The following is a 13,249-nucleotide window of genomic DNA, read 5'->3' as shown; positions in this document are numbered from 1 at the left end:
TCGACGGGACGCGCCGGCGCCCCGGACTGCTAGCGCGTCACGACGTGCGGAATGAAATTCGCGAAGTTGTCGGTGATCGGCCCGTGGCTTTCGCGGATGGCCAGCCCCGAAGGCTCGCCATCGATCATCCAGACGCCCAGCACCGTGCTGACATCCTTGTGCTCGTCCTCGCGGTGGAAGACCGGCGGCAGGGCGAGCTCCTGGAGGATGAACCCTTCCTCGCCGTAGCCCTGTACCTCGCCCAGGGTGAGTTCCCCGTTGGGGCTGTGCAGGGTGATGTCCGCGCCTTCCCGGCTGAGCAGCGGTTTGCGCACGTAGCCCAGGCGTTCCAGATATGACGGCTGCTGACCCTCGAACCAGGCAGGCAGCAGGTAATGCGAGCGGTCCGGGTCGTTGCCGAAGAGCTTCCACAACACCGGCAGGATGGCCTTGGTGCTCCACAGCATCTTGTAGGGCGGTTCGATCCAGATGGTGCCGCCCTGGTAGGAGGCGCCGTTGAACCCGGAATCAAGCATGTCGTTGAACAGGGCATCGGCGTGCTCGCTGTGGACCATGTGTTCCCACGGGTAGAGCTTGAAGATGACCTGGATAGCCGGTCCGTCTTCCCCGGCGCGGTAGCGCCCTTCGCCGTCTACCCACAGGTTCTCGATATAGATGGTCTCGGTACGGTAGCCGGCCGCGGCGCAGGTGTCGCGCAGCACCAGCGTATTCATCTCATCCTCGTGGGAGGTGTCTTCCGCGCTGCAGGCGAAGTAGACCGTGGGCATGCTGCCGATCTTGCGGGTAATCAATTCCAGGTTGCGCTGCCAGGCGACAACGAGGTCCTCGTACATGTTGGTCCACTGGGTGGCGCCGAGGTTGCGGTTGTCCTCGAACCATTGCCACTGCACGAGGGATTCGACCAGCGAGGTCGGGGTGTCGGCGTTGAACTCGTAGAGCTTCGGGATACGCTGGTCTGCTTCCGGATGGTCCAGTCCGCCGAAGCGGAAGTCGAAGCGTCCGTACACCGAGCCGCAGGCAGGCTCCTCGTTCCAGCTGTCGATGATCGCGCGCATGGCGCGGCGGGGAATACCGAATCGTGCAAGGTCGGCGGCGCCTGAGGGGGAGAGCAGGTAGTCCCCGGCCTCCTCCAGCATCGCGAAGACCGATGCCGAGGCGCGGTGCAGGACCTCGATTTCCTTAGGCGACAGCTCGTAGTAGGCGTCATCGCGCCAATAGCGGTAGAGCTCGGGAGACGTGCTCACCCGATCCTCATGGGTGTAGACCAGCCCGGCCGCATTGACCTTGGCAAGGTAGTCCGGGCGGGCGGTAGTCATTTTGCGCTGCATCGTGCTTAGCCTCCCGAAGACCCGCCGCCGAAGCCGCCCGAATGGCCGCTGCCGCTGTTCTGCTTGGAAGTCGAGTTCTGCTTGGAGGGCGAGCCGAATCCGGCCGGCTTGCCGGTGGACGCCGAGTAGCCGTTGCGCACGGTGCCGGACAGGCCTGCCTTGCTGCGGGCGGCCGCATCATCGGAGCGGAAACGCTGGGTTGACTGCGACGGATCGAGCTTGGTGCCCGGGCGCAGGCCGCCGGCGTAGCGGCCGATCATGAAGAACATCAGCGCGGTGCCGATTCCGGGCCCGTGGTGTTGCGTGGAAGTCTGCTGGGCATCATCGCACTGGGTCTCGTCGACAATGACATTGTCTTCATCCACGCAGTACACCGTGTCCTCTGCGGCCGCAGTGCTGGGGTCTGGGGTGGACTCGAAACCGGAGTCGCTGCCGCAGCTGGTCAACACCAGCGCCGCAGCGGTGGCTACCGCTGGCAAGGTGAATCGTCGTTGGACGTTCAAGATCTAGGTACTTTCTGAAGGGAATAGGATTCCTACAGCCATGCTATCTAGTTCAGGCAGCAGGTCGGTGCAATGACAGCACTTGCCGCCGCGCGCAACTACCGGGACTGCTCACACCGGGCCGCAGCTAGACGCCGACACCTGGAGACGATAACCGCTGCCTGCGGCCGGGGGATACCCGGTGATTGTTCCAGCAACCAGCCGCCAACGAGGTAACGATTCTGACTCGTTTTCGAGCAATCAAACGCTGTCCTCACGCTCTCCGATAGGCTCTGGTCAACGGGAACTAAGGAGCATGCCTAGTGAGAATCCGTTTTCTTGGCCCGGCCCTGCTGCTCGGCATGAGCGTCGCAATGCTCGCCGCCTGCGCAAGCGGTTCGGGCATTCCCGCCATCCACCAGCAGGCGCAGGAAGAAGACCGTTGGCCCGGCGACCAGGCATTGCTTTCCGACAGCGGCATGGCCGTTGACACGTCCAGGCTGCTGGCCAGCCACAATGACTTGGACTACTACGTCGCCACCTCCGAAGACCAAAAGATGGCATGCCTGTTCAAATTCGATCACGCTGATCCCAGTGAAGGGGCGATGGGTGGATGCGGCGGGCTGGGCGGAACAGATTTTATCGTCGAATTTTCAACGCCCGAGGGCCACACGGCACTCGTGCGCAATGACGCCGAGATCCGCAATTACGAGTCCAAGGGATGGCAGCAAATCCACGAGAACATCTTCATCAGGGGTCCCTGACCGAACCACAAAGCGGAGCCTGCCACGAAGAATTCGTGGCAGGCTCCGCTTTGTGGTGATCTAGCTGGATGCTACTTCCAGAGGTCGATGATCTGCACTCCCGCTTGGCCCAGCAGGGCGCGAAGCGTGGAAACGTCCAGCCCCACAACGTTCTGGAAATTTCCCTCGATTGACTCGATGAAGGAAGCCGCCAGTCCGTCAATGGTGAATGCCCCGGCGCAGGGCAGCGGCTCCCCGCTGGCCACGTAGGCTTCGATCTCCGCCTCGCTGACCTTGGAAAAATGCACCACGGTGGAGGAGATTCTGCCCTGGGCCGCCTCCGGGTTGGCCGTGTCGATGAGCCAGTGGCCCGAGTGCAGGACTCCGGTCGAACCGCTCAGCTGCTGCCAGCGCTCGCGCGCCACCTCGGGAGTGTGCGGTTTGCCGTAGGCCACGCCGTCCAGCTCGAACACCGAATCGCAGCCGAGCACCAGGGTGCCTTCCCGGTGGTCGGCGGCTGCGACATCCTCCGCCTTGGCCTTGGCCAGCAGCAACGCTGTTTGCGCAGGAGTCCGCGGGCCGAGCTCGTCCACTGCGGACTGGAGCACTGCATCCTCATCGACATTCGACACCTGGGTATCGAACGCCAGACCTGCATCGGTGAGCACCTTCTTGCGGCCCCAGGACGCGGAGGCGAGCAGCAAGCGCGCCGGAGTCTCTACGACTTCACTCATACGGTGACATCCTCCTTGGCGCCGGCGGCGCCGCCATGCGGGTTGTTGTTGTCCTCGGCCTCAAGCATGGCGTTCAGCTTGGAGCCTTCCACGTCGACGTCCGGCAGGATCTTGTCCAGCCACTTCGGAAGGTACCAGGCTTTGTCGCCGAGCAGGTGCATGAGCGCCGGGATCAGCGTCATGCGCACCACGAAGGCGTCGAAGAGCACACCCACCGCCAGGGCGAAGCCCAGCGGGCGGATCATGGACAGGTGCGAGAACACGAAGCCGGCGAATACCGAGATCATGATCAGCGCGGCCGCGGTGACCACCGGGGCCGCCATGGAGAATCCTGAGCGCACCGCATCGCGGGCAGGCTCGCCATGGGCGAAGCGCTCGCGCATCGCCGAGACCAGGAAGACCTGGTAGTCCATGGCCAGACCGAACAGGATGCCGGTCAGCAGGATCGGCAGGAAGCTGAGCAGCGGGCCGGGCACGTTCACGTCGAAGACGCTGCCCATCCAGCCGAACTGGTAGACCATGACGCTGGCGCCGAAGGCCGCGGCCAGCGACAGCAGGAACCCGCCGGTGGCCAGCACCGGCACCACCACTGAACGGAAGACGAGCAGCAGCAGGATCAGCGACAGGCCCACCACGATGGCCAGGTACGGAACCAGCGCCTCGGTGACCTTCTCCGACACGTCGATCTGGGCGGCCACTTGGCCGGTCAGCGAGATCGTGGCGCCGGTGGCGTCATGGAACTTCGAGTAGTCCGCGCGCAGCTGGTGTACCAGCGCCTCGGTGGCTTCCGAGGACGGGCCGTCGGTCGGGATGACCTGGATTGCTGACAGCGTGCGGTCCTCGGTCATGGTCACGGGGATGGCAGCCACCACTCCGTCGTAGTCGCGCAGCATATCCGCCACGTCCAGCGACATGGTGTCGGCGTCGCGCTGTGACAGTCCTTCCGGCAAGTCCGCGAGGACCAGCAGCGGGCCGTTGTAGCCGGCGCCGAACTTGTCGCTGGTCTGCTCGAAGGCCTGGAAGGCCTGCGAGTCGGCCGGCTCGGCACTGCCGTCCGGCAGCGCGGTGCGCATCTGGGCCGAGGGCAGGGCGATGGCGCCGAGCACCACAACCACCAGCAGGACGGCCGGGATGGCCACCTTGGTCACCGTGCGCACCCAGCGCGAGGAGATCGGTTCCTTGATGGTCGGGTTCTCCGCTTCGGCGGCGGCCTTGGCACGGGCCCGCTTGGAGACCAGCCGGTTGCCGGCCAGCGACAGCAGCGCCGGCAGCAGGGTGATGTTCAGCAGCACCGAGCAGAGCACGGTGAACGCGGCCGAGAGGCCCAGCACGCTCAGGAACGGCAAGCCCGGCACGGTCAGCGCGGCCAGCGCGATGATCACGGTCAGGCCGGCGAAGACCACCGCGTTGCCGCTGGTGCCCACGGCGCGCGCGATGGATTCGCCCACGTCCATGCCGCCCAGCAGCTGGGACCGGTGCCGGTGGATGATGAACAGCGCGTAGTCGATGCCCACCGCGAGACCCAGCATGAGCGCCAGCGCGGGGGTAATCGAGGCCATGTCGATCAGCGAGGAGAACGCCAGGGTGGTGCCCACGCCGGCACCGACGCCGAGGATGGCCAGCAGCAGCGGCAGCCCGGCGGCGACCAGCGTGCCCAGCATTGCCAACAGCACGATCGCGGCAATCACCACGCCGATGACTTCGGCCGCGCCGAAGATCGAGGACATGTCCTGCAGGATCTCCTTGGAGAACAGCACCTCGACGCCGTTGGCCTGCGGGCCGGCGGCGATGGCGGTGATCATGTCTCGTTCGGAGGTGGTCAGCGCATCGGTCTGCACTTTGAAGGTCACCTGCGCGACGGCGGTGCTGCCGTCCTCGGAAACGAAACGCATGCCATTGCTGGAGTTGACCTGGCGGGAAGCGAACTCAAGCTCGGCCCGACCTGATTCCAGGTCCTTCTCGGCGGTGACAATGTCCTTTTCCGCCTGCTCCAGCTCGGCGGTCTTTTCCTTGACGGTCGCTTCGCCTTCTTCAAGCTTGGTCTTGGCCGCGGCCAGCTCGGCCTTGCCGGCTACGAACTCCGCCTTTTTCTTGTCGAATTCGGCCTGTCCGGCAGCCAGTTGGGACTTGCCTGCGCGCAGTTCGGCCCAGCCGCTGTTCAGCTTGGCGCGGTTGGCGGCGAGCTCCGACTTGGCGGCGTCCAGCTGGGACTTCGCTCCGGTCAGTTCGGCCTTGGCGGATACGAGCTTCCCGCGGTTCTTATCCAGTTCAGCCTGGCCGGTCTTCAGCTCCGCGGCACCGGCATCCAGCTGTTTGCGGGCGGCGTCCAGCTTGGCCAAGCCCTCCTCGGCTTTGGCAATGTCGGCAAGTGCCGCATTGGCTTCGGCCTTGCCTTCCTGTACGGCTGCTTCGACCTGCGGACGCTGCTGCTTCATTCCGGCCAGAGTGCCTTCTGCGGTGGCGAGAGCGGTCTTCAGCTCGGTAATTTTCTCAACGTCGCCTGCTAGCTCTGCAGCTGCGAGCTGGTCCTTGAGGACCGGAATTTGCTGTTCAAGCTGGGCGATTCCCGCATTGAATTCAGCGAGCTTCTGATCGGCTTCCTTCAGCCCGGCGGTGGCCTGCGTCTTGCCCTGCCCGAGCTGCGCTTCGACCTTGTCGCGAGGCTGGCCTTGCAGGATGGCATCCATGCCGGCGGCGTATTCCTTCTCGCCGGCATCGATCTTGGCCTGGGCGGCGTCGAGCTTCTTCTCTCCGGCCTGGAACTGCTTTAGTCCCTTGTCGTACTGCGCGCGGCCGGCGTTGTACTCCTGCAGGCCCGCGTCGTACTTCTTCTGCCCTGCATCCAGCTGCGCCTGGCCGTCGGTCAGCTGCGCTTCGGCCCGCTCCAGCTCGGCGCGGCCGGTGGCCAGCTGGGCCGCGGCCGCATCGATCTGCGGCTGCCCGGCGGCGATCTGGTCCTGGCCCTTGTTGTACTCGGCCCAGCCGTCGGTGATGTCCTGCTTGGCGTCTGCCAGCTGCTGCTTGCCGTCGGCGATCTGCTTTTTGCCGTCGTCCAGCTTCTTCTGCCCGTCGACCAGCTTCTGCTGCGCCTTGTCCAGCTCAGGCTTTGCATCGTCAAGCTGCTCCTGCAGCTTGAACGGGCTCGTGGCGTCCACCACCTGCGGGTGCAGGCCCAGCTGCTCCAGCGAGTCGGCAATCGACTGCTTCTGCGCTTCGTTCAGCGGTTTGCCCGAGCTTTCGCGGAACACGATGGAGCCCGAGCCGCCGGCGAGATCCGGCAGCTCTTCCTTCATCCGGTCCAGGGTGCGCTGGGTTTCGGTGCCCGGGATGGTGAAGGTGTTGGACAGCTGCCCCATGAAGAGGCTGGCGGAAACGCCGATGAAAATGAATGCGGCCAGCCACATCGCGATGACGCGGTAGTGGTGCCGATGAGCCCACCGGGCGAGGCGGTAGAGCATTGAAGCCATGGGATCAGTCTTCCTGGAGTGGTAGCGCGGCGGTGGTGGGCAGGGCGGCGAATCCCTCGTCGAGGGTTTTCATCGCCTGGGTGATCAGGTGGTGGAACTCGGCGACCAGCTCGTCGGAGAGTTCCATGGGGGATCCGTTGGGGCTCGGGAGCCGTTCGATCCATTCATCGAAGGCTGCCTGTCCGGCGCCCAGGATGGCGTGGGTGAACACGCGGATGGAGAAGCTGTCGGCCTGCGGATAACGGCGGGCGACCCGCTGGATGACATCCGTGGTAGCGATCTGCCATTCGTCCATGTTGGCCGGGTAGCAGCCGGTCGGGGAATCTGTCTTGAGATAGGCGCCGAACAAGGCGACCTGGCCCAGGAGCTTGGCGACCTCGTCGGATTTCAGCGCCAGCACGATGGCCTCGATCAGCGGCATCGTGTCGGTCAGCTCGTTGATCGACTCGACCATGGTTTCCAGCACCGCATGCAGCGGGTAGGACAGGATCGCGTCCACCGTGGGGAAGTAGTTGAACAGCGTGCGCCGGGAAATGCCGGCGGCCTCCGCGATCTGCGTGGCGGTGATGCCGGCGCCGTGCCCCTCGTGAAGGAGATCCGATGCGGCGGCGACGATCGCCTGCAGGGTGGCTTGCTTGTTTTTTTCGCGGCGATTGCCGACGCTGAGGGAAGTCACATACTTACACTACGTGCAAAGTTGCACTCTGTGCAAAAAAATGAGTGCAACGTGCATTGCGGCACTGATGATTTCGGCTATTCCGTGGTGCGGTTGCCGGTCTGAACTGGATTGGGGGCTCCAGCCATAGCACGGGCTGACAAGCCGGCCAGCCGTTCCAGCGGACCGCGTCCCAGGAAAATGGCCCAGAGGGTGCTTCCGATCAACAGCGCCATCACGGTGAGGGGCAAGGCCGTATCCGACATGAGCATGCCCCCGGGCCCGGCAGCAATAAAATAGCTGACCAGATGGGCGCAGTAGGCGGTCAGCGGCATCGAGCCCATGGCGGCCACGGGCAGAGCTATCCAGCGCAGCGGCGCAGCAACCAGAAGACACAGGCCGAGAACGATGAGGGCGAACCCGCCCGAGCCGATAATTTCCGCAGTGGCACCGGAGTGCGGTTCTGCGCTGAAAAACGCCAGCCATGCGGAGGCCCCGATTTCTTCGGGGCTGATTGTCTGCGCAAGCTCTGCCCAGCCTATGCCGGAGAAATACGAAGCATCGTAGGAGGAGCTATCGGGCCATTGGTCTGAAGAAAGCCCCGGCTCATCCATGCTTTGCCGCTCGGGGACCTCCTCCGGCGGCACGCAGCTCACGTAGGAACCGGGCTCGCCTTCACAGTACATCCCGCCCAGATCGAGTTTCTCTGCCGGCACATACTCGGGCATTGGCATGCTGGAATCACCGATCAGCTCCTCACCGTCAAAGCTTTCTTCCAAGAATGGCGTGACGGATCCCGGCGCGGGGATGAGGGCTGCACCATAGCCGATGAATGCCAGCACCATTCCCGCGGCCAGGAGCTTGCCGGCCGTGGCTGCTGAGGCAAGTCGGAATTGTCCAATGGCCATCCCCGCAAAGATCAGCGCCAGCCAGGCGGCGGCCGAGTAGATGCCGAAGAACGTCAGCATGACTCCGGGGGCGGAGGGTTCCAAGAGGACGGTCTTCAACACTGCTAGTGTGGCGGGGCCCAGTACAGCGCAAATAACCGACAACACCAATAGTTTGCCTGCGCTCCAACGTAGAAAGGGTATTGCCGCTACGTAAAGCACTCCGTAGATCGTCAAGATCACCGCGATGGGAGTGTTCAGCAATTCTAGAACCAAGCCAATGGCAAAGATGAAGGCGCCTCGACCCAACATGGCAAGCCTGATATGGGGGAGCTCAGCAGCCGAGGGGCGCGACCTGCCTCTTGTCATGAGGCTGATGGAGATGCCCGCCAGCAGGGCGAAAAGGAGAGAAGACCGGCCGTTGGCCAACGCGCCCCAGGTGCCCGGTGCGAACAAGTCGACTTCTTCGGGCATATCAAGGTGCGCGACGACCATTCCCAGAATTGCCAAGCCGCGAGCCAGGTCCAATCCCATGACACGTGGGGGCCGTCCAAAATTCTGCAGCCGGGTTCGGAAGCTTGCCTGGGAATGCGCGGGAGCTACCGGATCTTCGCTCTGTTCGATGGTCGTCACAAGCTGAATCTTATAGTCGATTTCGTGTGTGACCTGTAACAATTTGGATACTTTTATTGCCTTGACATCGCTTTGCCATTTCCCGGCAAGAGCTCTGGGGGGGCTTAACCGAAGTGACCACCAAACCCCGAAGGGTTTGGTGGTCAAACGACGGCGAATATTCGGTAGCTAGGCCTTGGCTCGCTCCAGTTCCTCGGACAGGTTGTCCTCGGCGAACGGATTCCCGTTGCGCGGCGCGTTGTAGAGGTCCAGATCCAGGATGCCTTCGCGCTTGGCGACGATGGTCGGGACCAGCGCCTGCCCGGCGACGTTGACCGCGGTGCGGCCCATGTCCACGATCGGATCCACGGCCAGCAGCAGACCGACGCCGGCCAGCGGCAGGCCCAGGGTTGACAGCGTCAGGGTCAGCATCACGATGGCGCCGGTGGTGCCAGCAGTGGCCGCCGAGCCCAGAACCGAAACCAGGGCGATCAGCAGGTAGTCGGCCAGCGTCAGGTCGATCTGGAAGAACTGGGCCACGAAGATCGCGGAGATCGCCGGGTAGATCGCGGCGCAGCCGTCCATCTTGGTGGTGGCGCCCAGCGGCACGGCGAAGGAAGCGTAGCCCGAGGGCACGCCGAGGTTGCGCTCGGTCACGCGCTGGGTCAGCGGCAGGGTGCCGATCGAGGAGCGTGAGACGAAGCCCAGCTGGACCGCCGGCCAGACGCCGGAGAAGTACTGCTTGATGGACAGGCCGTGCAGGCGGACCAGGACCGGGTAGAGCGCGAAGAGCACCAGGGCCAGGCCGACGTAGATCGCCAGGGTGAACTTGCCCAGGGCGCCGATGGTGTCCCAGCCGTAGGTGGCGACGGCGTTGCCGATCAGGCCCACGGTGCCGATTGGCGCGAGACGGATGATCCACCACAGCACCTTCTGGATGATGGCCAGGATCGATGCGGAGAAGTTCAGGAACGGCTCGGCGGCCTTGCCGACCTTCAGCGCCGCCACGCCCACGGCGATGGCGATCACCAGGATCTGCAGCACGTTGAAGCTGACCGAGGTGCTGGCGACGCCGTCCTCCATCCGGGTGCTGGCGCCCAGGCCCAGGAAGTTCGACGGGATCAACCCAGTGAGGAAGCCCAGCCAGTCGCCGGTCTTGCCGGTGTACTCTTCCGGGGTTCCTTGCCCGGTGTTGGCTCCCGGCTGGAAGACCAGTCCGAGGGCCATGCCGATGGTCACGGAGATCAGCGCGGTGATGCCGAACCACAGCAGGGTCTGCCAGGCCAGTCGGGCCGCGTTGGTGACCTTGGAGAGGTTTGCAATCGAGGCGACCACAGCGAAGAAGATCAGCGGTATGACCGCCGTGCGCAGAAGGGCCACGTAGCTTGAGCCAATGATCTGCAGTGCTTCACCCAGACCGTTGGGCTGTTCGGCAGTGCTGCCGGTGTACTTGGCGGCCAGGCCGAGCAGCAGGCCGACAATGAGAGCCGCGATGATCTGCGGCCCAAAGCTTGTCATCCAACGTGGTAGTCGGGAAGAAGGTGCGGTTTTTGACATGTCACACACCGTAGGCCTTAAATTCCCGGGGCGCGCAGTTTCTGTTACGCAACATGACGAATGCGGATTTCCTGTGATTTGTAACGCCCATGGAAAGCGGGATTGAGCCGCGGATCACTGCCAAGTGGGGAATTTCCTGCCGGGATTTCGAAATATGACGGCTGGATTAGACGGCATGAAACGTGAGCGCTACACGCTAAACGCGGGTGGTGGTTGACAACGCGGCGCTCCGGCCAACAGGTCTCCGCTAAGCGGGAAAAGCCTCGCCGCGAACATTGACAGGCAAGTGGATGCTTGCCTATTCTCGTTGCATGGCGGATCTATTCAAGGCTCTGGCAGACAGCACGCGGCGCATCATCATGGACGAACTCGCACAGCGCGATGGCCAGACCCTGTTCGAAATCTGCGGGCGGCTGGCCATGATCCACGAGCTGGCCATGAGCCGGCAGGCCGTCTCGCAGCATCTGGCGGTGCTGGAAGAAGCCGGTCTGGTCATCTCGCGCCGGGAGGGCCGCTATAAGTTGCACCACCTGGATACCGCTCCGCTGCGGGAGATCGCCGAACGGTGGCCGCAAACCCATACCAACGACCAAGGGACGAACCAATGAAGATCTATATCACCAGCGTCTTTGTCGACGACCAAGCCAAGGCGCGCGAGTTCTATACCAAGGTGCTGGGTTTCGTGGTCAAGCACGACATCCCGGTGGGGGAGGACAGCTGGCTGACGCTGACCTCGCCGGATGCGCTCGCCGGTCCCGAGCTGCTGCTGGAGCCCTCCGGCCACCCGGCGGTGGCTCCGTTCCGCGAAGCACTGGTCAGCGACGGCATCCCGTTCACGTCCTTTGCCGTGGAGGATGTCAACGCCGAATACGAGCGGATGCTTGCCCTGGGTGTCGTCTTCACCCAGCCGCCCACGGAAATGGGTCCGGTCACCACCGCGGTCTTCGATGACACCTGCGGCAACCTAATCCAGCTGTCCAACTACAAGGACTGAATTCGCGGCAGTCCGCAAACGGCGACAGGGTTCCCTCGACCGCGTGGTCGAGGGAACCCTGTCGCATTCATATAAGTTTTCCGGCGGTTTCTCAGCCGTCCAGCAGTGCGCGCTTGAGCGTGTCCAGGCCGACGGAACCCAGCTTCAGCGCCCGGGTGTGGAAGGCCCGCACATCGAAGTTTTCGCCCTCGCGGGCGGCCAGCTCATCGCGGATCTGCTCCCACAGGCGCTGCCCGACCTTGTAGCTCGGAGCCTGCCCCGGCCAGCCCAGGTAGCGCGTGAATTCGAAGTCCAGCTGTCCGGGGGAATCGTCGAAGTTGGCGCGCAGGAAGTCGTAGCCCTTCTCCGGAGTCCAGATTCCTTCGCCCCATGCGGCGGGGATCTCCAGCTCGAGATGCACACCGATGTCGAAGACCACGCGGGCCGCGCGCATCCGCTGCGCGCCGAGCATTCCCATGTAGTCTCCAGGGTCGTCCAGGTAGCCCAGCTGCTGCATCAGCCGCTCCGAGTACAGGGCCCAGCCTTCGCCGTGTCCGGAAACCCAGCACAGGTTGCGGCGCCACTTGTTCAGCGTGTCCGCCTGCAGTTGCGCGGTGCCGATCTGCAGGTGGTGGCCCGGAACGCCCTCGTGGTACACCGTGGTGAGTTCGGACCAGGTGGTGAACTCGTCCTCGCCCGGCGGAATGGACCACCACATGCGTCCGGGGCGGGAGAAGTCCTCGGACGGGCCGGTGTAGTAGATGCCGCCGTCCTCGGTCGGGGCGATCATGCACTCGATGCGGTCCATCGGCGCCGGGATGTCGAAGTGTGTTCCGGCCAGGTCCCGGACCGCGGCGTCCGCCTTGGACTGCATCCATTCGCGCAGCGCGTCCTTACCGGCCAGCTTGCGCTCCGGATCCGCGTTCAGGATCTCCTTGGCCTCCGCGATGGAGGCACCGGGCTTGATCTGCTGCGCCACGCGTTCCTGCTCGGCGATGATCCTGCCCAGCTCCTCGACGCCCCAGGCGTAGGTCTCCTCGAGATCGACTTCGGCGCCCAGGAAATCGCGCGAGGCGAGGGCATACTGCTCGCGTCCCACGGCGTCCTTGGCCGGGGCCGCGGGCAGTAGCTCCTCTTCCAGGACCGAGGCTAGTTTGCGGTAGGCAGCCTTGGATGCGTCGGCGCCGGAGGCCAGGGCTTCGCTCAGCGAGGCATCCAGCTTGGCCCCGTCAGCCGCCAGCTCGTCGAAGAAACCGCCGTCCTTGGCGTAGTCCGTCGACTGCTCCATGACGATCTTCACCTGGCGGCGTGCGGCGACCAGCCCCTTGGAAGCAGAGTCGCGCAGGGACTCGATGTAGCCGTCCATGGCGGCCGGCAGATTCGCCAGTCGCCGGGCGATATGCCCGAAGTCCTCGGCCGAGTCCTGCGGCATGAGGTCGAAGATTGCGCGGATCTCCTGGGCCGGGCAGGCGATGTTGTTCAGTTCGGTGCGGCCGGTGGCAATGATCTCCAACTCCAGCCCCAGGCGTTCCTGCATGGCATCGAGGGTGACCTTGTCGACGTCGTCCACGGGCTGCAGCTCTCCGAGCTTGGCCAATGTGTTGCGGGCGGCCTCGGCGTAGCGCCGGGTTCCCTCGGGAGAGTAGTCGCCGTACAGGCTTTCGTATCCGGGCAGTCCGAGTTCCGCCCCGAGGTCCGGGTAGATCCGCAGGGTGTGCTCGAAGTGTTGATCTGCTACGGCGTCGATGGCCGTGGCGGCGCGAGGGGATGTCTCGTTGTTCATGCGGCAAGCCTAGTTGATCTGAAACAGA

The 13,249-nt window shown here is 64.2% G+C and carries 11 protein-coding genes; 3 read left to right on the top strand and 8 right to left on the bottom strand.

Annotated features, from left to right (window positions below; translation table 11 throughout):
• Positions 1-29: 29 nt before the first annotated feature.
• Complete coding sequence (locus C1H84_RS05190) at positions 30-1,316, bottom strand: glutathionylspermidine synthase family protein (RefSeq protein ID WP_181728041.1); 1,287 nt, start codon at positions 1,314-1,316, stop codon at positions 30-32.
• Between the two features lie 17 nt (positions 1,317-1,333).
• The gene (locus C1H84_RS05185) at positions 1,334-1,831 is read right to left on the bottom strand and encodes a hypothetical protein (RefSeq protein WP_146955890.1); all 498 of its coding nucleotides are present in this window, start codon (positions 1,829-1,831) and stop codon (positions 1,334-1,336) included.
• A 302-nt stretch (positions 1,832-2,133) separates the two neighbouring features.
• On the opposite strand from C1H84_RS05185, the gene C1H84_RS05180 reads away from it, so the two are divergent.
• Positions 2,134-2,574 (top strand): hypothetical protein, encoded by a 441-nt coding sequence (locus C1H84_RS05180; RefSeq protein ID WP_113606742.1) that lies wholly within the window; start codon positions 2,134-2,136, stop codon positions 2,572-2,574.
• Positions 2,575-2,645: 71 nt separating this feature from the next.
• On the opposite strand, the gene C1H84_RS05175 is transcribed toward C1H84_RS05180, so the two are convergent.
• The 5 genes from C1H84_RS05175 to C1H84_RS05155 form a co-directional block, all read right to left on the bottom strand.
• Positions 2,646-3,287 (bottom strand): Maf family protein, encoded by a 642-nt coding sequence (locus tag C1H84_RS05175; RefSeq protein ID WP_113606741.1) that lies wholly within the window; start codon positions 3,285-3,287, stop codon positions 2,646-2,648.
• Positions 3,284-6,754 carry an MMPL family transporter gene (locus C1H84_RS05170; protein WP_113606740.1) on the bottom strand — a complete coding sequence of 1,157 codons (3,471 nt, stop codon included), beginning with the start codon at positions 6,752-6,754 and terminating at the stop codon, positions 3,284-3,286. The genes C1H84_RS05175 and C1H84_RS05170 overlap by 4 nt, the downstream gene beginning before the upstream one ends.
• A gap of 4 nt (positions 6,755-6,758) precedes the next feature.
• Entirely contained in the window at positions 6,759-7,430 is a 672-nt protein-coding gene (locus C1H84_RS05165) for a TetR family transcriptional regulator (RefSeq protein ID WP_052772276.1), read from the bottom strand.
• Between the two features lie 77 nt (positions 7,431-7,507).
• The gene (locus C1H84_RS05160; RefSeq protein WP_146955888.1) at positions 7,508-9,076 is read right to left on the bottom strand and encodes a heparan-alpha-glucosaminide N-acetyltransferase domain-containing protein; all 1,569 of its coding nucleotides are present in this window, start codon (positions 9,074-9,076) and stop codon (positions 7,508-7,510) included.
• A gap of 21 nt (positions 9,077-9,097) precedes the next feature.
• Positions 9,098-10,426, bottom strand: a complete 1,329-nt coding sequence (locus C1H84_RS05155; protein WP_244910810.1) for a dicarboxylate/amino acid:cation symporter — start codon at positions 10,424-10,426, stop codon at positions 9,098-9,100.
• A 350-nt stretch (positions 10,427-10,776) separates the two neighbouring features.
• Between C1H84_RS05155 and C1H84_RS05150 the strand changes: the two genes are divergently transcribed.
• Both C1H84_RS05150 and C1H84_RS05145 read left to right on the top strand, forming a co-directional pair.
• Entirely contained in the window at positions 10,777-11,073 is a 297-nt protein-coding gene (locus C1H84_RS05150) for an ArsR/SmtB family transcription factor (protein WP_053797552.1), read from the top strand.
• Positions 11,070-11,459 (top strand): VOC family protein, encoded by a 390-nt coding sequence (locus tag C1H84_RS05145; protein WP_053797553.1) that lies wholly within the window; start codon positions 11,070-11,072, stop codon positions 11,457-11,459. Before C1H84_RS05150 ends, C1H84_RS05145 begins: the two co-directional genes overlap by 4 nt.
• Positions 11,460-11,550: 91 nt before the next feature.
• On the opposite strand, the gene C1H84_RS05140 is transcribed toward C1H84_RS05145, so the two are convergent.
• Positions 11,551-13,221, bottom strand: coding sequence for a DUF885 domain-containing protein (locus C1H84_RS05140; protein ID WP_113606737.1), 1,671 nt, complete (start codon positions 13,219-13,221; stop codon positions 11,551-11,553).
• Between the last annotated feature and the right edge of the window lie 28 nt (positions 13,222-13,249).

The sequence above is a fragment of the Glutamicibacter soli genome, assembly GCF_003309065.1.
GTDB classification, from domain to species: domain Bacteria; phylum Actinomycetota; class Actinomycetes; order Actinomycetales; family Micrococcaceae; genus Glutamicibacter; species Glutamicibacter soli.
The sequence above is the reverse complement of the archived record's forward strand: the minus strand, read 5'-3'. Positions and strand labels throughout refer to the sequence as shown.

Bases quoted from the DNA above. Each gene is read 5' to 3' on its own strand.
- C1H84_RS05190 (WP_181728041.1), bottom strand. From the start codon at position 1,316: ATGACTACCGCCCGCCCGGACTACCTTGCCAAGGTCAATGCGGCCGGG.
- C1H84_RS05175 (WP_113606741.1), bottom strand. From the start codon at position 3,287: ATGAGTGAAGTCGTAGAGACTCCGGCGCGCTTGCTGCTCGCCTCCGCG.
- C1H84_RS05170 (WP_113606740.1), bottom strand. From the start codon at position 6,754: ATGGCTTCAATGCTCTACCGCCTCGCCCGGTGGGCTCATCGGCACCAC.
- C1H84_RS05155 (WP_244910810.1), bottom strand. From the start codon at position 10,426: ATGACAAGCTTTGGGCCGCAGATCATCGCGGCTCTCATTGTCGGCCTG.
- C1H84_RS05150 (WP_053797552.1), top strand. From the start codon at position 10,777: ATGGCGGATCTATTCAAGGCTCTGGCAGACAGCACGCGGCGCATCATC.
- C1H84_RS05145 (WP_053797553.1), top strand. From the start codon at position 11,070: ATGAAGATCTATATCACCAGCGTCTTTGTCGACGACCAAGCCAAGGCG.
- C1H84_RS05140 (WP_113606737.1), bottom strand. From the start codon at position 13,221: ATGAACAACGAGACATCCCCTCGCGCCGCCACGGCCATCGACGCCGTA.